Below are 25387 nucleotides of genomic sequence, written 5' to 3' on the forward strand. Positions count from 1 at the left end.
TATATTATCCTATGATAAAGAAAAATGAAATGGGCAGGAATTTTAAAAACCCTGCCCATGAAAATGTAATTTGGAAATTTATTTATCAGCTGAATCTTTTCAACGCTAGATCACTTACTGTTCCACCAATTGACAAGGAACTGGTAGCGGCAGGAGAAGGTGCATTGAGCACATTAATGGCATATTCATTTTCTTTGATACTGAAATCATCCAAAAGGCCACCAGTCCTGTCGCATGCCTGGGCCCGTACTCCGGCACCTCCGTCTACAAGGTCATCTTCAGTAATGTCAGGGATTAATTCCTGAAGCGCTTTTGTAAATGCAGCTTTAGAGAATGAACGGTATAGTTCCCCCATGCCGGTTTTCCAGTATTTGGAAGCTACTTTTTGAAAGCCAGGCCAGGCCAATGTTTCACTAAGTTCAGCAAAATTTATCTGCGACCGCTTATATCCTTCTCTTTTGAAGGCCAAGACCGCATTTGGTCCAGCTTCTACACCACCTTTCTTCATTCTTGTGAAATGAACTCCCAAAAATGGAAAATTTGGATCCGGAACGGGATAAATCAGATTTTTAACCAGGTATTCCCTTTCTTTCTTCAGTTTATAATATTCTCCCCTGAATGGAATTATTTTGACATCAATGGGTTCATGCTGGTTCATTTGCGCGACTTTATCAGAATACAATCCAGCACAGTTGATAACCAGGTTAGAGGAAAATTCATGGTATTCAGTCCTAATATAAGATATTCCATTTAATGTATTGATTTTCAACACCTTATTATTTAGGAATATTTCCCCTCCCAGAGACTCAAATTTCCTGGCATAGGCTTGGGCGACTACTTTATAATCCACGATACCTGTTTGAGGAACATGAATAGCAGCCACACCTGCGCAGTAAGGTTCATATTCTTTAAGCTCATCTAGGGTAATGTGACGGGTACCAGTCAAACCGTTTTGAAGCCCACGGTCATGAAGTCCATTTAAAATGGGGATCTGTTCTTTTCTCGTTGCTACGACTACCTTTCCTGTCAGTTCAAAAGGAATATTTTCCTCTTCACAAAACTTGATCAATTCATGGTAACCGTTGATACAGTTGATTGCTTTGAGTGAACCAGGTTTATAATATAATCCTGAATGGATAACCCCGCTGTTATTTCCAGTTTGATGTTTGGCTACCTCGCTTTCCTTTTCTAAAATTGCTACTTTTAGGTCAGGTTTTTTCTGCTTGATTTTCAAGCCAGTGGCGAGGCCAACAATCCCACCACCAACAATTAGGATATCGTACTTCATGCTTTATTTTTAAAAGCAACAAATATAATCATTGAGTGAAATTATAAAACAATTGTCAACAAATTGATCACAATTTATTTTGGGCATTTTTTAACTAACACAAGCGTGTCCCATATTAAAATTTATCGTAGCTAATCGATGTTTATTTTTATAAAACCATAATCAATTTGCATATTTGCACCAAGTTTAAGCATCTGTTTGTATAGATGCCATGTTTCATTTCTTTAAAACTATAAATGTCTAATCAACAAATTAAGATTACGCTTCCTGATGGTTCTGTGAGGGAGTATGAAAAAGGAGTTTCAGGTCTACAGATTGCACTTAGTATAAGCGAGGGTTTGGCCAGAAACGTACTTGCAGCAAAAGTGAACGGGGAAGTTTGGGATGCCAGCAGACCGATTAACCATGATGCAAATTTACAATTATTAACCTGGAATGATACGGAGGGGAAAAATACTTTTTGGCATTCTTCAGCTCACTTGATGGCCGAGGCTCTGGAAGCACTTTATCCTGGAATCAAATTTGGTATTGGGCCACCTATTGAAAATGGTTTTTATTATGATGTTGACTTTGGCGATAGACCATTGGATAGTGCTGAAATTGAAACAATTGAAGCAAAAATGATGGAATTGGCCAAGCAAAAAAGTGAGTACATCCGTAAAGAGGTTTCCAAAAAAGATGCTATTGCCTATTTCAAAGAAAAGGGAGACGAATATAAATTAGACCTTTTGGAGGGCTTGGAAGATGGCTCCATCACTTTTTATGAGCAGGGTAATTTTGTGGACCTTTGTAGAGGGCCCCACATTCCGAATACCGGTTTTATCAAAGCTGCCAAAATACTGAATATTGCGGGTGCTTACTGGAGAGGGGATGAAAAGAATAAAATGCTAACCAGGCTTTATGGGATTACTTTTCCAAAAGCCAAGGAACTTCAGGATTACCTGACCCTATTAGAAGAAGCCAAGAAAAGAGATCACAGAAAGTTAGGAAGAGAATTAGAACTTTTCACTTTTTCCGAAAAGGTTGGTATGGGTCTTCCATTGTGGTTGCCAAAAGGTACTTTGTTGAGGGAGAGGTTGGTCAACTTCATGAAAAGGGCACAGGATAAATCAGGTTACCAGCAGGTGGTTACCCCTCATATTGGACATAAGGCATTGTATGAAACCTCTGGCCATTATGAAAAATACGGTAAGGATTCGTTTCAGCCTATAGCAACCCCAAATGAAGGGGAGGAGTTTTTGCTAAAGCCTATGAACTGTCCCCACCATTGCGAGATTTACAAACATAAGCCGAGGTCTTATAAAGATTTGCCTATACGATATGCAGAATTCGGTACAGTTTATAGGTATGAGCAAAGCGGAGAATTACATGGTCTGACCAGGGTAAGGGGATTCACTCAGGACGATGCCCATATTTTCTGCCGGCCGGACCAGGTAAAAGAAGAGTTTATTAAAGTAATAGATCTGGTATTGTATGTATTCAAAGCTTTGGGTTTTGAAGATTTTACTGCTCAAATTTCCTTAAGGGATCCGGATAACAGGGATAAGTACATTGGTACAGATGAAGCTTGGAACAAAGCGGAATCGGCCATTATTGAGGCGGCAAAGGAAAGGGGCTTGCAGACCGTTACAGAATTGGGGGAAGCAGCGTTTTATGGTCCCAAACTGGATTTCATGGTAAAAGATGCCTTGGGCAGAAAATGGCAGCTGGGCACCATTCAGGTGGATTACAATTTGCCTGAGCGTTTCCAATTGGAATATATTGGTTCGGATAATCAAAAACATAGACCTGTGATGATCCATAGGGCCCCATTTGGCTCTTTGGAGCGGTTTGTGGCTGTTTTGATAGAGCATTGTGCCGGAAATTTTCCATTATGGCTTTCTCCGGAACAGATCACTATTTTACCTATTTCCGAGAAATATGTGGAATATGCCGAACAAGTAAAGTCCATGTTGGAGGACCAGGATATCATGGGAGCAATTGATAACAGAGATGAAAAAATTGGCCGTAAGATCCGTGATGCGGAAGTAAAGAAAATTCCATTTATGCTGATCGTAGGAGAAAAAGAACAAGCTGAAGGGAAGATTTCTGTTAGGAAGCATGGAGAAGGGGACTTGGGTGCTCTGAGTCCTGAAGAATTTGTTACTCACTTTAAAGGAATAATAGGAGAGTTCCTGAAAAATTAATTAATTAAGGAAAAAGTTGGAGATTTTTATAATCTCAAAATAATTCCGATATTTGCACGCAATTTCATTAAACAACCATAAAATTTTGAAAGGAAAACCACCGTTCAGACAGAGACAAGAAGAGCCTTATAAAGTAAATGATAAGATTAGGGCCAGGGAAGTAAGGGTAGTAGGAGACTTCGTAGAAGGAGGAAATGCAGTATTATCCTTATCTCAGGCGCTAAAACTAGCAGAGGAAAATGAACTTGATCTCGTAGAAATTTCTCCCAATGCCAATCCGCCTGTTTGTAAGGTGATTGATTATGCCAAGTTTAAATACGAGCAGAAAAAGAAGCAAAAGGAAATAAAAGCCAATGCATCCAAGACTGTTTTAAAGGAAATAAGATTTGGCCCTAATACAGATGACCATGATTTTAATTTTAAATTGAAGCATGCCATTAACTTTCTAAAAGAAGGTGCTAAAGTGAAGGCTTATGTACACTTTGTTGGAAGGTCTATTGTATTTAAGGAAAGAGGAGAGATGTTGTTATTGAGGTTTGCACAGGAGCTGGAAGATTACGCTCAGGTGGAGCAGTTGCCCAAGCTGGAAGGAAAAAGGATGTTCCTTTTTCTAGCGCCCAAATCATTAAAGAAATAATTTCAACAAACAAATACAGTTATGCCTAAAGTAAAAACTAAATCAAGTGCGAAAAAAAGGTTCAAGTTAACAGGAACCGGCAAAATCAGAAGGAAGCATGCTTATAAAAGTCACATTTTGACCAAAAAATCAACCAAGAGAAAGAGAAATCTAACTCAAATGGGTATGGTTCATGAGTCTGATGAGGGCAGAGTAAAAGCCATGTTGAGAATTGGTTAATCCTTTTCCAATCCTTCAAAAATCAATTAAGGTTAAATTATTCACCAGACGCTGAGGTAAAAAAGTCCGTAAGGCACCTAGGGTCAAAAAATGTAAAAAACTATGCCAAGATCAGTAAATGCAGTTGCTTCAAGAGCAAGAAGAAAAAAAGTACTTAAAGCAACAAGAGGTTACTTCGGAAGAGGTAAAAACGTTTGGACAGTAGCCAAAAACAAATACGAAAAAGGTTTACAGTACGCTTACAGGGACAGAAAGGCAAAGAAAAGAGAATTCAGAGCCCTTTGGATCCAGCGTATCAATGCAGGTGCCAGACAGTATGGCATCTCTTATTCACAATTTATGGGAATGTTGAAAAAAGCAGACATCGAATTGAACAGAAAAGTTCTTGCAGATTTGGCCATGAATCATCCCGAGGCATTCAAAGCTGTAGTTGAAAAAGTAAAGTAAGAAAGGCACAACCTTACTTTAAATTTAAAGCCCTGAACTATCAGGGCTTTTTTTATGCTAAAATTTTATCATTTGTTGGTATGGTTTTGGGAAATTTTGTTATATTACAAGAGTAGAATAAATTAAATGACCAATATTTAAAAACCTTATTTTATGGTTTTTAAACATTGGTTTTTTAGTACCTATAACAAAATAAAAAAAGCCCCAAAAGAGGGGCTTGAGAGTAGCGAGGAGCAGAATCGAACTGCTGTCCGCCGCGGCGGATATGAATCCTGCGTTAAAGGTACTTTGGAAGTATGTTGGATCTGATCCAATCTCTTCCTTTTCCGGATTTTAGTTCCTTTTCTCTATAAAGGGCTTCTTTCTTGGAATCAAAGAACTCTACGTGGATGCAGTACCAAGGTCTATATCTTAAAGTGTAGCCTTTAGTAGATTTGGAATTGTGGAACCTGAACCTTGTAATAAGTTCAGAGGTCATTCCAGTATAAAATTTGTTTGCGGAAAAAGAATAAAGTGCGTAAACACAGAACATAACAAAAGAACAAAAAAAGCCCCAAAAGAGGGGCTTGAGAGTAGCGAGGAGGGGAGTTGAACCCCTGTCCGCCGCGGCGGATATGAATCCTGCGTTAAAGGTACTTTGGAAGTATGTTGGATTTAATCCAATCTCTTCCTTTTCCGGATTTTAGTTCCTTTTCTCTATAAAGGGCTTCTTTCTTGGAATCAAAGAACTCTACGTGGATGCAGTACCAAGATCTATATCTTAAAGTGTAGCCTTTAGTAGATTTGGAATTGTGGAACCTGAACCTTGTAATAAGTTCAGAGGTCATTCCAGTATAAAATTTGTTTGCGGAAAAAGAATAAAGTGCGTAAACACAGAACATAACAAAAGAACAAAAAAAGCCCCAAAAGAGGGGCTTGAGAGTAGCGAGGAGGGGAGTTGAACTGCTGTCCGCCGCGGCGGATATGAATCCTGCGTTAAAGGTACTTTGGAAGTATGTTGGATCTGATCCAATCTCTTCCTTTTCCGGATTTTAGTTCCTTTTCTCTATAAAGGGCTTCTTTCTTGGAATCAAAGAACTCTACGTGGATGCAGTACCAAGGTCTATATCTTAAAGTGTAGCCTTTAGTAGATTTGGAATTGTGGAACCTGAACCTTGTAATAAGTTCAGAGGTCATTCCAGTATAAAATTTGTTTGCGGAAAAAGAATAAAGTACGTAAACACAGAACATAACAAAAGAACAAAAAAAGCCCCAAAAGAGGGGCTTGAGAGTAGCGAGGAGGGGAGTTGAACCCCTGACCTCAGGGTTATGAATCCTGCGCTCTAACCATCTGAGCTACCTCGCCAGGAATGTTTATTGAATTGAAGGAGTTGAACTCCTGTCCGCCGCGGCGGATATGAATCCTGCGCTCTAACCTCCCGATAGCTATCGGGATGAGCTACCTCGCCGAATTGGAATGCAAATATGATGGCTTACTTGTTCAATTGCAAACAAAAAGGGTTAAAAAAAGTGTTTTTTGTAAACAAAAATTGAAAGGAAATGGTGAAAAACAAGTTTGTAGCTGATTATCAAATCAATACTTCAAGGAAAATTCTTTTTCCTTATTTGAGTACAGCGAGTGGACTTGCTGAATGGTTTGCGGATGATGTCTCTATCAATGAAGACAAGAATTTTATCTTTCATTATGATGGTGAAGAACATTATGCCAGGGTGGCATCTTTACGGAGTAATTACCATGTTAAATTTGACTTTTTTGACCCCAATAATTTAGAGGAAACCGATCATTCCTACATAGAATTCAAAATTGAAGAGAATGAACTGACCCAAACCCTATTTTTAAAAGTAATCGATTATAGTGATTCCTATGATGATGAAGAACTTGAGTCTATTTGGGAAAATTTAGTACTCCACCTTAAGGAAATCATTGGCGGATAATTGGATTTTTTACAGTAAAATTGAATATTATTTTCAACTTTGCCGTTAGATTGACCAACATGGCTTTGTTTGTTAATGAAAAAACTTGATAAACTTATTTTAGGTTCTTTTATAGGACCTTTCTTTTTGACTTTTGTGGTAGTGGATTTTATTCTGCTTACCGTGAATATGCTTAAATATTTTGATGAAATTTTTGGTAAGGGATTGGGCTTCATGATATACCTTGAACTGATTTCTTATTTTGTGATCAGCATTTCCCCCATGGCCCTTCCTTTAGCGGTCCTTCTTTCTTCGTTGATGACTTTTGGGAATCTTGGAGAACATTTTGAATTGACTGCCATAAAAAGCAGTGGTATTTCTCTTGTCAGGGCGCTAAGACCTTTGTTTATTTTTGTTGTTTTACTGACTATTTTGGCCTACCTATCCAACAATTACGTAGTTCCAAAGGTAAACCTGAAAACATTTAGCCTTTTATATGATATTAGGATGAAATCTCCTGCCCTTGACATCAAGGAGGGGATTTTTTATGCCGGAATCCCCAATTATAGTATTAAAGTAAATCAAAAGCTTGATGAAACAAGGTTAAGGGACATTATCATTTACGATCATTCTCAAGGTCAGGGAAACACCAATGTAATCCTTGCGGATTCCGGGAGAATGGAATCATTTTTTAATGACCGGTATATGAGACTTGTGCTTTACAATGGTGTGAGCTATAAAGAATCCAGGAGTTCTAGGGGAATAAGTGAAAAACCTGTCGATTTCAGTAGGACTAATTTTTCAGAAAACCATATTGTTTTCAATTTGGAGTCTTTTCAATTAAACAGGACACCTGAAGACCTGTGGTCTACCAATAGATCAATAAAGAATATTTCCCAGCTAAAGGAAGGCCTTGATTCTATGTCAAATGAAATCAATAGTTTAATTTATTATAATTATCTGACCACAGAATCTTCCTACACTTATTTTGGTAGAAATAAAAAAATCAATCCTCCTGCAGATATTATAGAAAAAAAGGCTGCATATGATTCCTTGAAACTCCGGAAATCAAGAGAAACAAAACTAAATGGAAACCAAACTGAAGTAGTGGCTTCCACTTCAGGCAATGACTCCATTAGTTTTGCCTTAGAAAGTCAGAAAGGACAGGTATCGGACACTTTGCCTGTTTTGGCTATTGCTAAAGCCGTAACTGATAGCGTGCTTGAAGATCAGGTAGGAAAAGATGAAATATCAGGTAATAATGTAACTTCTGTAGAAAGTTTAAGAGCCAGAAAAGAATTTAGAAAGACCGATTCGCTTATTTCAAAAAGCAGGCCTGTAGTGGCAACCGGGGAAATTCCTCAAAAAAAAGCCAAAACATACCAACAATTGGAAGAATTCAGTCCTGAGTCAAAAGCCAGGATTGATTCCATTATAGAGGCTTCCGGATATATACCCAGAGCTGCTACCGTTGCCATGAACAATGCAAGGTCAATCAAAAATAACTTTAGCACCAAGCTTGTTCAAATCGATAACCTTCAAAGAGAATACCGTAGATTTCAAATTGCCTGGTTTCAAAAATATACAACAGCTTTGGCCTGTATTGTCATGTTCCTGATCGGAGCCCCTCTGGGTGCCATCATCAAAAAAGGAGGACTTGGTATGCCTGTTCTGGTTTCCATCATTTTCTTCATAATATATTATATGCTGACGATAACAGGAGAAAAATGGGCCAAAGAGGGGGTTACAACCGCTCTTTTTGGAACTTTTTTTTCAATTCTGGTTCTTTTGCCTTTTGGATTTTTCTTCCTTAGACAGGCAAGAAAAGATGCCCGGTTATTTGAAGCAGATATGTATATTGAATTTTTTAAAAAGCTACAGAAAAGCTTTAAGATTAAATCATCTAAACTTGAAGCCAATGTTTTAAAATCCAATTAAAGTTTTTACCTTTGTGGCTGTTTTAAATTAAATTTAACTAGACATGTATTTAACCTCAGAGAAAAAAGCGGAGTTATTCAAAAATCATGGCAGGTTAAAATCTGAAACTGACACGGGTTCACCGGAATCTCAGATTGCGTTGTTTACTTTCAGAATTCAGCATTTAACTGACCATTTAAAATCCAACAAAAAAGACCATACGTCAAGATTGAGCTTGATGAAATTGGTAGGTAAGAGAAGAAGATTGCTAAACTATCTTGTCAAAAATGACATCGAAAGATACAGAGCAATAATTGCCGAACTTGGAATTAGAAAATAATCATCATTTGAATGTAAGGTTCTCTAAGGGAGAACCTTACTTTTTTGATACCCCCTGATATTAAGCCTTACTTTTATAACTTCATTACACGTATTATTAACAAAATTTTATGTTACCTAATTTAATCACAAAATCCATCAAGTTAGAGGATGGTAGAGAAATCATTATAGAAACAGGTGCTTTAGCTAAACAAGCTGATGGATCAGTAGTTGTCAGAATGGGAAAGGCCATGTTATTGGCCACTGTTGTCACCAAAAAAGAAGCAGGAGAGGGAGTTGATTTTCTTCCTTTGTCTGTGGATTACCAAGAGAAGTTTGCTGCATCCGGTAAAATACCGGGAGGTTTTTTGAAAAGAGAAGGAAGGCTTTCAGATTATGAAGTATTGATCAGTAGATTGGTGGACAGGGCCATCAGACCTATTTTTCCAGATGATTACCATGCGGACACCAATATCAGCATTACTTTGATGTCTGCTGATGAAGAAGTACTTCCTGATTGCCTTGCAGGTTTAGCTGCTTCAGCAGCACTTGCCGTTTCTGATATACCATTTAATGGTCCGATATCCGAGGTGAGGGTAGCCAAAATTGATGGTAAATTGTTGATAAATCCTACTCCAAATCAGCTGGAATTGTCATCTTTGGAGTTTATTGTAGCTGGATCTGAAGAATATATTCTGATGGTGGAAGGAGAGGCTAACGAAATTTCGGAGGATGAAATGGTTGAAGCCCTTCAATTTGCACATGAGGAAATAAAGAGACATTGTCAGGTTCAAAAAGAACTGACCAAAGTTGTTGGGAAAGAATTAAAAAGGGAATATACCCATGAGAAGTCTGATCCAGCATTATATGAAAAGATGTATTCAGAACTTTATGACAAGTGTTATGAAGTTGTGGGAAGATTGATTGCCAACAAATCTGAGCGGTCAGATTTGATCAAGGCAGTGAAGGATGCCTTTGTTGAAAGTTTAGGAGAGGAGCATCCTTATGAGGAAAGCTTGATCGGTCCATATTTTGCGAAAATTCACAAGGAAGCAGCTAGAAACCTTACTCTTAACGAAAGAAAAAGGCTTGACGGAAGGAAATTGGATGAGATCAGGCCGATTTGGTCCGTGGTAGATTATTTACCCTCTGCCCATGGTTCAGCGATATTCACTAGAGGTGAGACCCAGTCCATCACCACTTGTACCTTGGGTACTAAGCTCGATGAGCAGATGATTGATGGCGCAATGATTTCCGGGTACAATAAATTTTTCCTCCATTATAATTTCCCTGGTTTTTCAACCGGGGAGGTGAAACCTAACAGAGGCCCTGGAAGAAGGGAAATAGGACATGGTAATCTGGCCATGAGGGCATTGAAGAAAGTGATGCCAAAGGATGATCAAAACCCATATACCATTAGGGTGGTTTCGGATATCCTTGAATCCAATGGCTCCTCATCCATGGCAACTGTCTGTGCCGGGTCTTTGGCACTAATGGACGCCGGTGTACCCATCAAGGCTCCTGTAACAGGTATTGCTATGGGTATGATTTCAGATGCCAAGACAAAGAAATATTCCATTTTGTCTGATATTTTGGGAGATGAAGATCATCTTGGGGATATGGATTTTAAAGTGACAGGTACTTCCAAAGGTATTACAGCCTGTCAAATGGACCTGAAAGTGGAAGGATTGGACTATAGTGTTGTAAAAGAAGCATTGTATCAAGCCAAAGAGGGTAGGCTCCATATCTTAAATGAAATTACCAAGACATTGGATGCGCCAAGGCCTGATTTGAAACCTCATGCTCCTAGATCTTATAATATGAATATTCCAAAAGAATTGATAGGTGCCGTTATTGGTCCAGGTGGCAAAGTAATTCAGGAAATTCAAAAAGATACCGGCGCCACTATCGTGATCGAGGAAAAAGACAACATGGGTAAGATTAATATTTTCTCCAATAACCAGGTTTCTATGGACGGAGCTATTGCAAGAATCAGAGCTATCGTTGCCCAGCCGGAGATCGGAGAAGTCTATACCGGAAAAGTAAAAAACATTATGCCATTTGGTGCGTTTGTTGAATTTATGCCGGGTAAAGATGGATTATTGCATATTTCTGAAATCAAGTGGGAAAGGCTGGAAAATATGGAAGGTGTTCTTGAGCCGGGAGAAGAAATAATGGTAAAACTGATTGATGTCGATAAAAAGACAGGGAAGTTTAAGCTTTCAAGAAAGGTTTTGTTGCCAAAACCTGAAAAATCAGATAAAAAAGAGTAAGTTTTTAAAGTAATTATTTACTTTGAACTTTAAATGAAATTATTTTTGTTATAATTGAGTCTAACTGAAAAATAATATTCTCGAATGAGGCAGCTAAAAATTAGCAAACAGATTACCAACAGAGAAAGTCAATCTTTGGATAAGTATCTTCAGGAAATTGGAAAAGTAGATTTACTTACAGCAGATGAAGAAGTGATTTTGGCAAAAAGAATCCGTGAAGGCGACCAATTGGCTTTGGAAAAACTCACAAAGGCGAACCTCAGGTTTGTGGTTTCTGTTGCCAAGCAATACCAAAACCAAGGTCTTTCTTTGGGGGATCTTATCAATGAAGGTAATTTGGGTCTTATCAAAGCAGCACAGAGATTTGATGAAACACGAGGTTTTAAATTTATCTCTTATGCTGTATGGTGGATCAGACAATCAATTCTTCAGGCATTGGCAGAGCAATCAAGAATTGTCAGGCTGCCTTTAAACAGGGTTGGATCTTTGAATAAAATCAGTAAAACTTTCAGTGAACTGGAACAAAAATTTGAAAGAGAACCTTCTCCGGAAGAGTTGGCGGAAGTTTTGGAAGTGACTGCAGGAGAAGTGGTGGATACCATGAAAATTTCAGGACGTCACGTTTCTATGGATGCTCCTTTTGTTCAAGGGGAAGAAAACAGCCTTTTGGATGTTTTGGAAAATGATGGAGACGAAAAGCCTGATGATGGTCTGATGACAGATTCATTGAGGAAAGAGGTACAAAGAGCACTTTCAACACTAACCTCTAGGGAGGCAGATGTAATTACGCTTTATTTTGGATTGAACGGAGAGCATGCTATGACTTTGGAGGAAATTGGCGAGAAGTTCAATTTAACTAGGGAAAGGGTGAGGCAGATTAAAGAGAAGGCAATCAGAAGGTTAAGACATACTTCCAGAAGTAAAACATTAAAGCCTTATTTAGGATAGTTCCTTTTAAGTGCCATTGATTACATTTTAAAGGGGATTTTTCCCCTTTTTTTGTGTGTTGAAAAAAATACAAAAAAATCCCAGATTAGATCTAATTCTCCAGAGACTCAAATACTCATCAATTATTTGGGAATTTTAACATGGTTAATCTTTGTTGTAAAAAGTATTTTAACATAATTTGCTAACCCTAAAAAAACAATCAAATGTCTTCTGAAATAGAACAAGTAAAAGTTTTGATTATTGGTTCGGGGCCTGCAGGTTACACTGCTGCAATTTATGCAGCACGCGCAGGTTTGAATCCTATATTGTACACTGGTGGTCAGCCTGGTGGTCAGTTGACCATAACCACTGATGTAGAGAATTACCCAGGATATCCTGATGGGATTTTGGGCCCGGAAATGATGGAAGATTTCAGGAAACAGGCAGAAAGATTTGGTACTCAGGTACGTTACGGGCTGGTTACCAAAGTTGATTTTTCTGTATCACCCCACAAAGTAATAGTTGATGATCAGGTTGAAATTCAAGCTGATACTGTAATTATTTCCACAGGTGCATCAGCAAAGTGGTTAGGTATAGAAAGTGAAGAAAGGTTGAATGGAAAAGGTGTTTCTGCATGCGCGGTGTGTGATGGATTTTTCTTCAGAGGTCAGGATGTAGCAATCGTTGGGGCAGGGGATACGGCCTGTGAAGAAGCTTCTTATTTGGCAAATATCTGTTCGAAAGTTTATATGCTAATAAGAAGAGATGAAATGAGGGCTTCCCAGATCATGCAAAAAAGAGTAATGAACAATCCCAAGATTGAAATTCTTTGGAATACCGAAACAGATGAAATTTTAGGTGAAAATGAAGTAGAAGGGCTTAGGGTGTATAATAATAAAACCAAGGAAAAGAAAGAGTTGAAAATTTCAGGTTTCTTTGTCGCTATTGGCCATGAACCGAATACCGGAATTTTTAAAGGTATAATCGATATGGATGAAAATGGCTATATAAAAACAATACCAGGAAGTACAAAAACCAATATTGAAGGGGTATTTGCTTGCGGAGATGCTCAGGATCATATATACAGGCAGGCAGTGACAGCAGCAGGCACAGGTTGTATGGCAGCATTGGATGCCGAAAGGTATTTGGCTGCTAAGGAATTGGTCTAAATTATTCTGATGAAATATAGGGAAATAAGACTTCTATTTTTGTTTTTATTGTGCATGGGTTCTTTTGGAGTCCATGCACAAAATTTTCCTAGAATTATTAAAAAACCAAAAGAGCAAACTCAGCCCGGTACCCCGGCAACCAATCCAATCCTAAGAGATCTCAGACTTTTTGATCCTCAAAAATACCTTCAGGATATCACTAGAGAAACGGATTCTTTGTTATACAAAGATTATGTAAACCTTAAAAAACGTCTCAGCATTGTAGCGGAAGATACCTTATCCTTAGTTTGGGCACCCACAAACCAATTGGTTCAGGTATCCGAGCAGATTCTTATTGACAGTATATGGGTAACAGCATTTGAATATTATTCTGCATGGGACAGCAAAAAAATCAATATTTATGATTTTAACCCTAAAGACTTCAAAGACACAGTCTATGTAAAGCTTTATGATACATTTTTTGGTACTGATTGGAAATTACCTTTGGATCAAACCATTATCACATCGGAGTTTGGCTTCAGAAGGTATAGATGGCATCATGGTACGGATTTAAAATTAAGAGTTGGTGATCCTATTTACAGTACTTTTGATGGAATTGTAAGAATTCGATCCTATGATAGGACAGGATATGGTTATTATGTGGTAGTAAGGCATAAAAACGGACTGGAAACATTATATGGCCATTTGTCCAAGATTTTGGTTGATGTTGGGCAGGAAGTCAAAGCAGGGGATGTACTGGGATTGGGCGGAAGTACGGGAAGAAGTACAGGTCCACACTTACACTTTGAAGTTCGGTATCAGGGCCTTTCTATCAATCCTACTGAATTGTATGATTTTAACGTAGGAAGGCTCAAATCTGATATTTATATGATAACTTCAGCAAGTTTTGACCATGTGACCAAAACCCAGGAATCGGTTTATCATAGGGTGAGGAGTGGGGAGAACCTAAGCGTAATTGCCAGAAGGTATGGGGTTAGGGTGAGTACCTTGACCAGATTGAACAACATATCCACTTCGACTGTTTTGAGAGTTGGTCAAAGACTAAGGATTCGATAACCATAATTTATTTGAACATGAAACTTGATATTTTGGTAATTGCTGCACATCCTGATGATGCAGAATTAGCCTGCTCTGGGACTATTGCCGCACATATTGCCCAAGGTTATAAAGTTGGAATTCTTGACCTGACAAAAGGTGAAATGGGAACCAGGGGTACTCCTGAAATCCGTATGGCTGAATCAGCAGACGCCTCCAAAATCCTAGGATTATCCATTAGAGAAAATCTGGGTTTGAAGGATATTTATTTCAGAGATGATGAAGCTCATCAATTGGAAATAATAAAAATTATTAGAAAATACAGGCCTGAAATCGTTCTGGCAAATGCAGTGACGGACCGCCATCCTGACCATGGGAAAGGAGGATCATTAGCATCTCATGCCTGTTTTATGAGTGGTCTTCGAAAAATTGAAACAAATTTGAATGGTCAAATGCAGGAAGCCTGGCGTCCTAAGTTCGTTTATCACTATATACAAAACAATTATATCAAGCCCGATTTTGTGGTTGACATTACACCTTATTGGGAAACAAAGATTGAAAGTATTAGGGCTTTTAAATCCCAATTTTACGATCCCAGTAACAAAGAGCCCGAAAGTTTTATTTCTTCAGCAGGCTTTTTGGAATTTATAGAGGCAAGGGCAAAAGAAATGGGTCATAGTATTATGGTGAAGTATGGGGAAGGCTTCACCGTGGAAAGAATGATAGGGGTTGAAAATTTATTTTCACTCAAATAAAAATCCTTCCAAGGATTTTTATTTAGGGTGCTAATCTAACTATTTTCCAAGTATTGGTTTCATCCAAAGAATAATGGATCCTGTCATGGAGTCTGCTTGGCCTTCCTTGCCAGAACTCCATTTCGTTTACCAAAATTCTATATCCTCCCCAGTTTTCGGGTCTTTTAATGGTTTCTGGAGAAAATTGTTCTTGAAGTTTGTTTTCTCTTTCTACCAGGAATTCCCTGTTTTTGATGGGCTGACTTTGAGGAGATACCCAAGCACCAATTTGACTTGAATAAGGTCTGGAAAAGAAATACTCATCAGATTCGTTTTCTGTTACTTTCTCAACTTTTCCGAAAATCCGAACCTGTCTTTCAAGCTCAGCCCAATAGAAAGTGGCTGCCACATAAGGGTTATCGGCTAATTCCTGCCCTTTGGTACTGTTGTAGTTGGTGAAAAATAGAAACCCGGAATCCACACCTTTCAGTAATACGATTCTTGCATTTGGTTGTCCATTTTTATTGATTGTGGCCAAACACATGGCATTGACCTCCAGAACCTTAGCATCTAAAGCTTCCTGAAACCATATTTTGAATTGATCTATAGGGGAATTCAGTACATCAGAAACGTCCAGGGATTTTAAAGAATAATCAATTCTTATGTCCGAAATTTTCATTGCTTTAATCTTTTTATCATAAAATTATGATACTTATTGCATTTAAAAAATTTAGATATAAATTAAGCGGTAAGAATACTTTGTTTTTATGAGTAATGATAACCATATTTCTCCTAAGCCTGGAAACCTTTTGATTTCAGAGCCTTTTTTGCAGGATGAGAATTTTGTCCGTTCCGTTGTATTAATATGTGAAAATAATGAAAATGGGTCTTTTGGATTGGTCCTGAATAAACTTTCCATTTTAAAACTCAATGAAATTATTGATGATGTGGAACCCTTAAATTGTGATGTTTATGTTGGGGGGCCCGTAGAGCAGAATACGCTTCACTTTATTTATTGCGGAGAGCAATTATTTGAATCTAGTATTCAGCTGGGAAATGATATTTGGTGGGGAGGAAATTTTGATGAACTTTTATCACTTTTAAAACTTGGAAAAATTAAAGAAAATACCATTCGGTTTTTTATTGGATATTCAGGATGGGCTCAAGGTCAGTTGAATGATGAGCTTGAAGAAAAAACCTGGATTGTCTGCAACACATTGGATTCTGACAGTGTTTTTTTCTCCTCACCTGAGGAATTATGGAGAATCATTTTGAAAAATATGGGTGGTGAATACAAACAAATGGCAAATTATCCAATTGACCCAAGATTAAATTAAATACTATTTATTACTTTTGTTTGGTTAGCTCTTAATAAGTACTGAATAATTATGGATAAGGATAAGGAAATGTCGGAAGAGGACAAGGTGACCAAGGCCCAAGGTGATCAAGTGGCTGAAGGTATTGAAGATAATGAAGTTACCGATCAAAATTCAGCCGAGAAAGAAAAGGAGACGGAAGTTCATGATGATGCAGGTGATTCCCAGGAAGGGCATCATGAGGAAGAACATGAGGAAATTGATTATTCCAATTTTTCTAAATCCCAGTTGATTGCTGCTTTAAAGGAATTGAATTCTTTGGGTAATTACCTCAAAACTGAATCGTCGGTAAGTGATATCAAAGCTCATTTTGATGAAATTTTCAACAAAGAAAAGGAAGATGCTGTCGAAGAGTTTTTAAAAAATGGAGGATCAAGGGATGATTTCCAGTATAGAACTTCAGATGAGGATAAGATATTCTTTGCTTTATACAATGATTACAGGGAAAAGAAATCCAATTTTTTAAAAGAACAAGAAAGGCAAAAGGAAAAAAACCTTTTTGCCAAAAATCAAATTTTGGATCGCCTTAGAGAATTGGTGGATGGGGAAGAAACTACCCATAGTATAAATACCATTAAGCAGATTCAGTCAGAATGGAAAAGTATAGGTCAGGTTCCAAGTTCCCAAAACAGAAACCTATGGGCATCTTACAATGCCTTAATGGATAGATTTTATGATAATAGAAGCATTTATTTTGAGCTAAAAGAACTAGATAGGAAGAAGAATTTAGAACATAAACTTGAAATCTGTGAAAAGGCAGAAGCTTTAATGTCTGTTGAGGATTTAAAAGAGGCAATTAAAGCCCTGAATGATCTCCATGAGGAGTTTAAGCATATAGGTCCTGTACCCCGGGAGGAACAAGAGGGCCTTTGGCAACGTTTTAAAGCCGCTTCAGATGCCATATATGATAAAAGGAAAGAGTTCTATGAAGGGCAAAAGGAAAGCTTTAAGCAAAATTTAGAACTGAAGGAAGCCCTTATAGATAAATTATCTGCCTACAAGGATTTTAAGGCTTCCAAAATAAAAGACTGGAATCTAAAAACCAAGGAAGTTTTGGCCATTCAAAAAGAATGGGAATCTTCCGGCCCTGTTCCCCGGGAATTTGGAAAGGAAATTAACAAGAAATTCTGGAGTTTGTTTAAACAGTTCTTTCATAATAAAAACCTTTTCTTCAAAGAGTTGGATGAAATAAGGCTAGCTAACAAAACCAAAGCGGAGGAATTAATTTCCAAAGCAGAAGAAATGATGGATCATACCGATTGGCAAGAAACCGCAAATAAGCTGATCAGTTTACAACAAGAGTGGAAAAAGCTTGGTCCAACCCCTGAGAAGGTAAGGGATGAACTTTACGCTAAGTTCAAACATGCATGTGACACTTTCTTCGAAAACAGGAGAAATGCAAATAAACAGGTAAATAAAGAGTTTGAACAAAACTTACAAAAGAAGGAAGAACTCTGTCAAACCATTCTTCAGGAAATTTCTGAGGCTAAGGGTTTGTCCGAGGAAAGTTTGGAGAAGTTTATCCTTGAATTCAATTCCATTGGATTTGTACCCCGAAGGAATATGAAGGAAATTATCGCCAAATTCAATGATGCTGTTGATAGTTATGTAAAAAAACTAGGTATAGAAGGAGGGGAGAAGGATGAATTCTTGTTTAGGCTGAATCTGAATAAGATACAGGCTGATCCAAATAGCAATAGGGTATTGAATAAAAAAGAGCACGGTATCAGAAAGCAGATTGCAGATCTTGAAAACAATATCACGCTCTGGAAAAATAACCTGGAATTCTTTGCTTCTTCCAAGACTGCTGATAAATTGAAAGATCAATTTGATGAGAAAATTTTGAAGGCTGAAAAGGAAATCGACAAGTTAAAGAAGAAACTTAACATACTCAGGGAATTTTAATTCACTCATAGATAAGGGAATAGTAAATATTCCCTTATTTTTTTTTAAAAACCTTTTGCAGCATTGCACTATCCCTATATATTTGCACCACTATTTAGGTCAAAGTGCTGAAAATAGTATTTAATGCCTCCTTAGCTCAGCTGGTAGAGCAACTGACTTGTAATCAGTAGGTCGCTGGTTCGATCCCGGCAGGGGGCTCTTTTTGATTTCTGGTTTTACAACTTAGAGACTTTTTGTTTCTGCCTAGAAGTAAAAGTAGATTAATTGAAAATTACATTAGGAGTGGTAGTTCAGCTGGTTAGAATGCCTGCCTGTCACGCAGGAGGTCGCGGGTTCGAGTCCCGTCCATTCCGCAAGTTTTATCGAAAGTGATAATTCATTGATGTTATTTATTATTTATCTTGGAGTGGTAGTTCAGCTGGTTAGAATGCCTGCCTGTCACGCAGGAGGTCGCGGGTTCGAGTCCCGTCCATTCCGCAAAACCTCAGTCAAAAGTTGAGGTTTTTTTATTCCTTAATAGAAGCATAAAATTTCAATAAGCTCGATTTTAAAATTTTTCTTCGAAATAATATTTTTATCTTTGCCTTAGTCAAAAAACCTAAGTATGCTACTAGAATTCGAAAAACCAATTGCTGATTTAGAGCTGAAACTTCAGGAAATGAAAGATTTGGCAAAAGGTAAGAATATAGATTTAACTACCGATATTCAGTCTTTGGAAGAAAAAATTCAGACTTTGAAAAAGGAAACTTTCCAAAATTTAACCAGATGGCAAAGAGTTCAGCTTTCCAGGCACGCTGACAGGCCATATGCTTTAGATTATATTTATGAGATCACCAATGACTTTATAGAATTACATGGTGACCGTACAGTGAAGGATGACAAAGCCATGATTGGAGGGCTTGGTGATATTGATGGCAGAACGGTAATGTTTATTGGTCAACAAAAGGGAAGGAACACCAAACAAAGACAGGAAAGAAATTTTGGAATGGCTAACCCTGAAGGCTACCGAAAAGCGCTGAGGCTGATGAAGATGGCTGAAAAATTTGGCAAACCCATTGTTACTTTAATTGATACCCCTGGGGCATTCCCGGGAATTGAGGCTGAAGAAAGAGGTCAGGGAGAAGCCATTGCTAGAAATCTGAAAGAGATGTTTATGCTGAAAGTCCCAGTTATCTGTATTATTATTGGAGAAGGTGCTTCTGGAGGTGCTTTGGGGATTGCTATAGGAGATAGGGTTTACATGCTGGAGAATACCTGGTATTCAGTTATCTCTCCTGAGTCTTGTTCATCCATCTTGTGGAGAAGTTGGGATTACAAAGAACAGGCGGCGGAAGCCCTTAAACTTACTGCCACAGACATGAAAAATAACGGTTTGGTTGATGGCATTATTGAAGAACCACTAGGTGGGGCTCATAAAGACATGAAAGCCATGGCTAAAACTTTAAAGCAGACGATTTTGGATTCTCTAAAAGAATTGGATAAAATAAAACCTGAAAAGCGTATCGAGCAAAGAATAGACAAATTCTGCTCAATGGGTGTTTTTGAAGGTTAAAAATAGATAATAGCCCATAAACCTTATCTTATCCTAAAGGATAAAGGTAAGTTTTATGGGATTTTTTTTTACAATGGATCAATCATGAATTTACACGTCATCAATACAGGTTTTTTCAAACTTGACGGTGGGGCAATGTTTGGGATCGTGCCTAAAGTACTATGGTCAAAAACAAATCCTGCAGATGAAAATAACCTTTGCAGCTGGGCCATGCGCTGCTTATTGGTGGAAGATGGTGATAGGCTGGTATTAGTGGACAATGGAATCGGCGATAAGCAGGATGCCAAATTTTTCTCTCATTACTATCTACATGGGGAGGATAGCCTACAAAAATCAATAAAGAAAAAAAGTTTTTCTTTAAAAGATATCACTGACAATTTCCTTACCCATTTCCATTTTGATCATTGTGGTGGGGGAGTCAGGTACAAGCAGAATGATACTACAAAACTTGAATTGACCTTTCCAAATGCGGTCTATTGGAGCAATAAGGACCATTGGCATTGGGCAATTGAGCCAAATGAAAGAGAAAAGGCCTCCTTTTTGAAAGAAAATATACAGCCCATGCAGGAAAGTGGGCATTTGCAGTTTTTGGATCTGGACAAAAGAAGCCTGTTTGAAGGATTTGACTTTTTTACAGCCGATGGTCATACAGACAAGCAAATGATACCAAAAATCTCCTATAAAGGACATACAATAGTATTTGCTGCAGATTTATTGCCCTCTGTCGGGCATATTCCATTACCGTATGTGATGGGCTATGATACCAGACCTTTGATTACTTTGGATGAAAAAAAGAAGTTTTTGGAAGAAGCTGCAAAGAATAACTATATTATTTTTCTTGAGCATGACCCCGTTCATGAATGCTGTACAGTAAAAATGACAGAAAAAGGTGTTAGATTAGATCAAACTTTTTCTTTAAATGAACTCTGATAAAAAAATAGGAATTGCCCTTTCAGGAGGAGGAGTAAGAGGAATATCGCATTTAGGCGTATTGAAAGCACTTAATCAAAAAGGTATTTTTCCCAACCGGATTAGTGGAAGCAGTGCCGGGGCTATAGCTGGAGCGCTTTATGCCTCCGGACTAAGTCCTGATCAAATTTTAGAGATTATCGTCAAAACAAATTATTTCAAATTTTTAAAGCCTGCGATTTCATGGACCGGCATCTTGAAAATGGATACCGTACAGGAACTATATGTAAAATATTTTCCTGAGGATTCTTTTGAAGCACTAAAGATACCACTTATCATTGCTGCCACTGATTTAAGGAGGGCGAAAGTAGTGTATTTCTCTGAGGGAAAATTGATAAGGCCCTTGTTGGCATCTTCCTGTATCCCGGGTATGTTCGATCCTATTTTGATTGATAAACATTATTACATCGATGGCGGGGTATTGAACAATCTCCCCATTGAGCCGTTGGATGGCATCTGTGATGTGGTAATCGGGGTGAACTGTAATCATTTACCTGATGAGCACAATATTAAAAATATTAAAAACCTGATTGAACGCACAGTTATCATGTCTATGAATTATAATGTCTATAGCAGAAAGGATAAATGTGATTACTTTATAGAACCCAAAGGATTGGCGAAATATGGTGTGTTTGATATTAAAAAGTCGGATGAAATATTCAATGCAGGATATGAAACCGCCTTACACTTTATTGAGGAAAATGAAAGTATTTTAGATTTTGCAACAAAACCTAAAAAGAAAAAACAATGATGAAATTCCTGTCCCGAATTGTTTTTTGGATCAGTGGCTGGACCTTGAATGTTGGCTGGCCAAAAGACCTTAAAAAAGCGGTTTTGATTGCCATTCCACATACCAGTAACTGGGATTTACTGTATGCCAGGGCTGCATTTTACCTGATGGATATCCCTGTGAAATTCACCATTAAAAAAGAAGTTATGGTTGGGCCTTTAGGTTGGTTGATCAAAGGTTTGGGTGGAATCGCCATAGACAGAAAAAGGATACCTGGCGGGAGAAAACAAACCTACACAGAGGCAATGATCAATATGCTAAAAGATACCGATGAATTGGTAATTATGGTTACTCCTGAAGGTACCCGAAGTTATGCCCCTAAATGGAAAACAGGGTTTTACCATATTGCATTAGGTGCAAATGTTCCTGTAGTAATAGGATATTTAGACTATAAGAAAAAAGAAGCCGGTATAGGACCTGTAATTTATCCCGATGGGAACATGCAGGATCAGATTGAAGAAATGATGGCTTTTGGAAGGACTGTTACTGCTAAATACCCTGAAAAAGGAATCCGATAATTTATTCAACAGTAAGTGTTACGTCATCAAAATATACCTTACCTGTTGCCCTTGGTCCCATTACCAGATAAACCATGAGAAAATCAACCTGTTCAGGTAACCTTGGCAGCGTAATTTCAAGTGGTTCCCAATCAAATGTTCCGCTAACCAAAGTTCTGTTTTGTGAAGTAACAAACCTTCCTGTAGTTGATCCATTGCTATCTTCAACTGGAAATGCTCTCATAGATATATATACATTACTACCAGGTCCTCTCAGGGTAATGTCTTCTCCTTTTATGTAAGCCTTCAATTTTAAGCTTCTTCCTTCCCTGGGCAAGGCTCCATTGTAGCTTTGCCTCCAAGTGCCCGTATTTTCATTCAGACTATCCAGATTTTCTATAAAAACCGACTGAAAGCCTGATCTGAATACTTCCTGGCTGATCCCAAGATTAAAACCTGGAGCCTGTACTGCGCCCCATGGAGAAATAGAGTTTGGACTGGCAGAAAAGTCAGTATTGACCAAAAATTGACTTCCTTTTGGAATAGGATCCTTGCTGTCAATACAGGAAAAAAGTAAGGCAAGGCTCAAGAATAAAATATTGAATACTGACTTCATGTGTTTTTAATACCCCACTTTATTTGAACGATTTCCATTCTGCCTTGTTTCATCATTTTTTTTAAACCTCTTGAAATAAATTTTGATTTTCTCATGAAATATAATTGATTAAATTGGTGCTTAACTATTCATACCTAATTATTTATGAAAAAATGGCTGAAAGTCAGTATTGGATTTTTTTTATTTCTTTTGATTTTATTCCTGGCCTTCACCTTTTATCAGTTTAGGGATAGACATAAAGGTTATGACTTGGCTATTTCATACAAATCACAGGTATCCTCCTCAATAAACTCCGGGTTTGGTAAAGTTGATATTAGCCCTTTGGGTTTTGATACTTGGAATGATGCCAATGGAGATGCCCGATTTCAGGAAAAAGATGGAGACACCTATAATGACCTCAATGGGAATGGAAAATTTGATCCTATCTGGTTGGCTGGTTTTCATCAAAACAGACCGGCATCCGACATAAATGATCCCTTGTGGGCCAGGACAATGGTATTGGATAATGGAGACTTTAGATTGGCAATTTGCGTGATTGATATGATCAGTTTTGGAAATGATGAGGTGATTTCGGTAAGAAAAAGGCTAGATCCCTCCTTGGAAATTGATTACCTCATCATTTCCAGTACACATGTCCATTCTTCTCCGGATTTGATGGGGATGTATGGTCCAAATGAGTTTACAAATGGAGTAAATAAAGATTATTTGGAATTTGTTAAAAAAGGCATACTCCAATCCGTGGAAAATGCTGTAAAGCATTTGGAACCTGCGTATTTCAGGTTCGGCAAAGAAGACCATGCTGCCTTGTCCTTGGTAGGTGATACTAGGGATCCCCAGGTACTTGACGCTGGACTTAATTTTATGCAGGTCTTAAGTGTAAAGGAGGATAGGACGCTTGGTATTATTTTAAATTGGGGTAACCATCCTGAAACCTTATGGTCAAGAAATACCATAATCAGTTCTGATTTTCCCCATTTCTATAGGAAATATGTAGAAGAAGGTATTATGAGGGGAGATTCTATTGTAATGGAAGGCATAGGGGGGACAGCTATTTTTATGAACGGAGCCTTGGGTGGTTTGATGACAACTCATCCCAGTATACCTATTTATCATCCCTATTCACAGGAAGCCTATCAAGAACCTGGTATTGCGAAAATTGATGCACAAGGGATGTCTTTGGCCAAAATCACACTTGAAAAACTTAAGTCTGATGATATTATTGACATAGATAATGCTGATTTTGGTTTAAGTGCAAGAAGTATTGAATTATCCCTTGACAATACCTTATTCAGGTTAGGAGCATGGATGGGTATTTTTGACAGAGGATTTGTCCGGTGGGGAAAAATCAGGTCTGAAGTATCAGCCTGGAGATTAGGTCCGGCTTCTTTTGTACATGTTCCGGGAGAACTTTATCCTGAAATTTTGAACGGTGGTATTGAGAATCCTGATGGTGCAGATTTCAAAATGGAGCCTGTGGAATTTCCAGCAATAAGAACGCAAATGACAGGAAGCTATAAGTTTTTCAATGGGATGTCCAATGATATGATAGGATATATCGTTCCAAAAAGCCAATGGGACGAAAAGGCACCTTTCAGTTATGGTAGAACCGAAAGACCATATGGTGAGATCAATTCATTAGGACCTGAAACTGCCCCTGCGATACATGGGGAAGTGATGAAAATACTTAAGGATTTGAATAATGATATTGAGAAAAAATAATGCAAAACCAAAAAAACCTTTACCATGCAAGATAGTATTCTGACTGCTGTTTTTTTACCCCTGGCACTTGCCTTTATCATGCTGGGTATGGGATTATCCCTTACCGCCAAAGATTTCAAAAATATCCTTATTTATCCGAAGGCAATGATCATAGGGTTATTCAATCAATTGATTTTATTGCCGGTTTTTGGTTTTGCATTGATCCAGCTTTTTGGATTATCAGGTGCTATGGCTGTAGGTATCATGATATTGGCTGCATGCCCGGGCGGGGCCACCTCCAACTTGATTACCCATCTTTCAAAAGGGGATATCGCACTATCTATCAGCCTAACGGCCGTCAGTTCCTTTATAACTATCCTGACTATTCCCCTTATTGTTAATTTTGCCATCAATTTCTTTGGGGAAGAAGGAAGTGTGACCCTTCCGGTAATGGAAACCATCATTCAGATTATGGGTGTTACTGTCATTCCAGTATCAATAGGCATGGCTCTTAAAAAAAGATTCCCAAAAATGGCTTTAAAAGCAGACAAACCGGTCAGAATTGCATCAGCTGTTATTTTTGCAGCTGTATTAATTGCTGTAATTCTTAAAGACAGAGATTCAATTGTGGAGTTTTTTATTCTTTCAGGACCTGTTATGCTAAGTCTCAATATACTTACACTAGTGGTCGGATTCTTCTTGGCGACAGTTTTTATTTTACCAAAAAGACAAAGATTGACCATATCTATAGAGTCAGGGATACAAAATGGAACTTTAGGGATAATGATTGCGGCAACATTGTTGAAAAACTCAGAAATGACTATCCCTATTGCCATTTATAGCCTGATCATGTTCATGACATCTGCTTTGATTATCTTTTTGGCCAATAAAAAAGCCCACTGAAAACAGGGGCTTTTTAA

At 38.0% G+C, this 25387-nt stretch carries 26 protein-coding genes and 4 tRNA genes; 23 read left to right on the top strand and 7 right to left on the bottom strand.

Annotated elements, in window-relative coordinates:
• Positions 1–85 precede the first annotated feature (85 nt).
• On the bottom strand, positions 86–1288 hold the full coding sequence (lhgO, locus tag ACFSKV_RS05395; protein WP_380800880.1) for an L-2-hydroxyglutarate oxidase: 1203 nt from the start codon (positions 1286–1288) through the stop codon (positions 86–88).
• A 236-nt stretch (positions 1289–1524) separates the two neighbouring features.
• On the opposite strand from lhgO, the gene thrS reads away from it, so the two are divergent.
• The 4 genes from thrS to rplT all read left to right on the top strand — a co-directional run bounded on the left by thrS (position 1525) and on the right by rplT (position 4777).
• The gene (gene thrS, locus ACFSKV_RS05400; protein ID WP_380800881.1) at positions 1525–3474 is read left to right on the top strand and encodes a threonine--tRNA ligase; all 1950 of its coding nucleotides are present in this window, start codon (positions 1525–1527) and stop codon (positions 3472–3474) included.
• An 85-nt stretch (positions 3475–3559) separates the two neighbouring features.
• Positions 3560–4111: a translation initiation factor IF-3 gene (gene infC / locus ACFSKV_RS05405; protein WP_380800883.1), complete on the top strand. Its 552-nt coding sequence runs from the start codon at positions 3560–3562 to the stop codon at positions 4109–4111.
• A gap of 21 nt (positions 4112–4132) precedes the next feature.
• Positions 4133–4330, top strand: coding sequence for a 50S ribosomal protein L35 (gene rpmI / locus ACFSKV_RS05410; protein WP_009185920.1), 198 nt, complete (start codon positions 4133–4135; stop codon positions 4328–4330).
• A 102-nt stretch (positions 4331–4432) separates the two neighbouring features.
• The gene (gene rplT, locus ACFSKV_RS05415) at positions 4433–4777 is read left to right on the top strand and encodes a 50S ribosomal protein L20 (protein ID WP_380800884.1); all 345 of its coding nucleotides are present in this window, start codon (positions 4433–4435) and stop codon (positions 4775–4777) included.
• Positions 4778–5054: 277 nt separating this feature from the next.
• Here the strand turns inward: rplT and ACFSKV_RS05420 are convergent, their stop codons facing one another.
• From ACFSKV_RS05420 to ACFSKV_RS05435, 4 genes are all read right to left on the bottom strand, one after another.
• Positions 5055–5309 (bottom strand): GIY-YIG nuclease family protein, encoded by a 255-nt coding sequence (locus tag ACFSKV_RS05420; RefSeq protein WP_380800885.1) that lies wholly within the window; start codon positions 5307–5309, stop codon positions 5055–5057.
• Positions 5310–5403: 94 nt separating this feature from the next.
• Positions 5404–5658, bottom strand: coding sequence for a GIY-YIG nuclease family protein (locus ACFSKV_RS05425; RefSeq protein WP_380800886.1), 255 nt, complete (start codon positions 5656–5658; stop codon positions 5404–5406).
• 94 nt (positions 5659–5752) lie between these two features.
• Complete coding sequence (locus ACFSKV_RS05430) at positions 5753–6007, bottom strand: GIY-YIG nuclease family protein (protein WP_380800887.1); 255 nt, start codon at positions 6005–6007, stop codon at positions 5753–5755.
• 41 nt (positions 6008–6048) lie between these two features.
• Positions 6049–6122, bottom strand: a tRNA-Met gene (locus ACFSKV_RS05435).
• A gap of 194 nt (positions 6123–6316) precedes the next feature.
• Between ACFSKV_RS05435 and ACFSKV_RS05440 the strand changes: the two genes are divergently transcribed.
• The 8 genes from ACFSKV_RS05440 to bshB1 all read left to right on the top strand — a co-directional run bounded on the left by ACFSKV_RS05440 (position 6317) and on the right by bshB1 (position 15085).
• Positions 6317–6712, top strand: coding sequence for an START-like domain-containing protein (locus ACFSKV_RS05440; RefSeq protein ID WP_380800888.1), 396 nt, complete (start codon positions 6317–6319; stop codon positions 6710–6712).
• A gap of 75 nt (positions 6713–6787) precedes the next feature.
• Positions 6788–8629 carry an LptF/LptG family permease gene (locus ACFSKV_RS05445; RefSeq protein ID WP_380800889.1) on the top strand — a complete coding sequence of 614 codons (1842 nt, stop codon included), beginning with the start codon at positions 6788–6790 and terminating at the stop codon, positions 8627–8629.
• 43 nt (positions 8630–8672) lie between these two features.
• A complete protein-coding gene (gene rpsO, locus ACFSKV_RS05450; protein WP_380800890.1) occupies positions 8673–8948 on the top strand; it encodes a 30S ribosomal protein S15 in 276 nt (91 codons plus the stop codon).
• A 109-nt stretch (positions 8949–9057) separates the two neighbouring features.
• A complete protein-coding gene (gene pnp / locus ACFSKV_RS05455; RefSeq protein WP_380800891.1) occupies positions 9058–11199 on the top strand; it encodes a polyribonucleotide nucleotidyltransferase in 2142 nt (713 codons plus the stop codon).
• An 84-nt stretch (positions 11200–11283) separates the two neighbouring features.
• Positions 11284–12147, top strand: a complete 864-nt coding sequence (locus ACFSKV_RS05460; RefSeq protein ID WP_123950788.1) for a sigma-70 family RNA polymerase sigma factor — start codon at positions 11284–11286, stop codon at positions 12145–12147.
• Positions 12148–12350: 203 nt separating this feature from the next.
• Positions 12351–13295 (top strand): thioredoxin-disulfide reductase, encoded by a 945-nt coding sequence (gene trxB / locus ACFSKV_RS05465; RefSeq protein ID WP_380800892.1) that lies wholly within the window; start codon positions 12351–12353, stop codon positions 13293–13295.
• A gap of 9 nt (positions 13296–13304) precedes the next feature.
• A complete protein-coding gene (locus ACFSKV_RS05470) occupies positions 13305–14351 on the top strand; it encodes a peptidoglycan DD-metalloendopeptidase family protein (RefSeq protein ID WP_380800893.1) in 1047 nt (348 codons plus the stop codon).
• A gap of 17 nt (positions 14352–14368) precedes the next feature.
• Complete coding sequence (gene bshB1 / locus ACFSKV_RS05475) at positions 14369–15085, top strand: bacillithiol biosynthesis deacetylase BshB1 (protein ID WP_380800894.1); 717 nt, start codon at positions 14369–14371, stop codon at positions 15083–15085.
• 22 nt (positions 15086–15107) lie between these two features.
• Here bshB1 and pdxH read toward each other — a convergent pair whose 3' ends face one another.
• The gene (gene pdxH, locus ACFSKV_RS05480) at positions 15108–15743 is read right to left on the bottom strand and encodes a pyridoxamine 5'-phosphate oxidase (RefSeq protein ID WP_380800896.1); all 636 of its coding nucleotides are present in this window, start codon (positions 15741–15743) and stop codon (positions 15108–15110) included.
• An 88-nt stretch (positions 15744–15831) separates the two neighbouring features.
• Here pdxH and ACFSKV_RS05485 point away from each other — a divergent pair, with 88 nt between their 5' ends.
• The 9 genes from ACFSKV_RS05485 (at position 15832) to ACFSKV_RS05525 (ending at position 22174) form a co-directional block, all read left to right on the top strand.
• Positions 15832–16401 (top strand): YqgE/AlgH family protein, encoded by a 570-nt coding sequence (locus ACFSKV_RS05485; RefSeq protein WP_380800897.1) that lies wholly within the window; start codon positions 15832–15834, stop codon positions 16399–16401.
• Positions 16402–16452: 51 nt separating this feature from the next.
• Positions 16453–18345 carry a DUF349 domain-containing protein gene (locus ACFSKV_RS05490; RefSeq protein WP_380800898.1) on the top strand — a complete coding sequence of 631 codons (1893 nt, stop codon included), beginning with the start codon at positions 16453–16455 and terminating at the stop codon, positions 18343–18345.
• A 125-nt stretch (positions 18346–18470) separates the two neighbouring features.
• Positions 18471–18543, top strand: a tRNA-Thr gene (locus ACFSKV_RS05495).
• Between the two features lie 81 nt (positions 18544–18624).
• Positions 18625–18698: transfer RNA gene (locus ACFSKV_RS05500), tRNA-Asp, on the top strand.
• Between the two features lie 50 nt (positions 18699–18748).
• A tRNA-Asp gene (locus ACFSKV_RS05505) sits at positions 18749–18822 on the top strand.
• Between the two features lie 127 nt (positions 18823–18949).
• The gene (locus ACFSKV_RS05510; protein WP_380800899.1) at positions 18950–19897 is read left to right on the top strand and encodes an acetyl-CoA carboxylase carboxyltransferase subunit alpha; all 948 of its coding nucleotides are present in this window, start codon (positions 18950–18952) and stop codon (positions 19895–19897) included.
• 84 nt (positions 19898–19981) lie between these two features.
• A complete protein-coding gene (locus ACFSKV_RS05515) occupies positions 19982–20827 on the top strand; it encodes an MBL fold metallo-hydrolase (protein WP_380800900.1) in 846 nt (281 codons plus the stop codon).
• Positions 20817–21617, top strand: a complete 801-nt coding sequence (locus ACFSKV_RS05520; protein WP_380800901.1) for a patatin-like phospholipase family protein — start codon at positions 20817–20819, stop codon at positions 21615–21617. Before ACFSKV_RS05515 ends, ACFSKV_RS05520 begins: the two co-directional genes overlap by 11 nt.
• Entirely contained in the window at positions 21614–22174 is a 561-nt protein-coding gene (locus ACFSKV_RS05525) for a 1-acyl-sn-glycerol-3-phosphate acyltransferase (RefSeq protein WP_380800902.1), read from the top strand. The genes ACFSKV_RS05520 and ACFSKV_RS05525 overlap by 4 nt, the downstream gene beginning before the upstream one ends.
• 1 nt (position 22175) lies before the next feature.
• On the opposite strand, the gene ACFSKV_RS05530 is transcribed toward ACFSKV_RS05525, so the two are convergent.
• Positions 22176–22769 carry a hypothetical protein gene (locus tag ACFSKV_RS05530; RefSeq protein ID WP_380800903.1) on the bottom strand — a complete coding sequence of 198 codons (594 nt, stop codon included), beginning with the start codon at positions 22767–22769 and terminating at the stop codon, positions 22176–22178.
• 144 nt (positions 22770–22913) lie between these two features.
• Here ACFSKV_RS05530 and ACFSKV_RS05535 point away from each other — a divergent pair, with 144 nt between their 5' ends.
• Both ACFSKV_RS05535 and ACFSKV_RS05540 read left to right on the top strand, forming a co-directional pair.
• A complete protein-coding gene (locus ACFSKV_RS05535; protein ID WP_380800904.1) occupies positions 22914–24488 on the top strand; it encodes a hypothetical protein in 1575 nt (524 codons plus the stop codon).
• A gap of 24 nt (positions 24489–24512) precedes the next feature.
• Positions 24513–25370: a bile acid:sodium symporter family protein gene (locus tag ACFSKV_RS05540; RefSeq protein ID WP_380800905.1), complete on the top strand. Its 858-nt coding sequence runs from the start codon at positions 24513–24515 to the stop codon at positions 25368–25370.
• Positions 25371–25387 lie beyond the last annotated feature (17 nt).

Origin of the sequence: Shivajiella indica (assembly GCF_042683085.1) — a bacterium.
Lineage (GTDB): Bacteria > Bacteroidota > Bacteroidia > Cytophagales > Cyclobacteriaceae > Shivajiella > Shivajiella indica.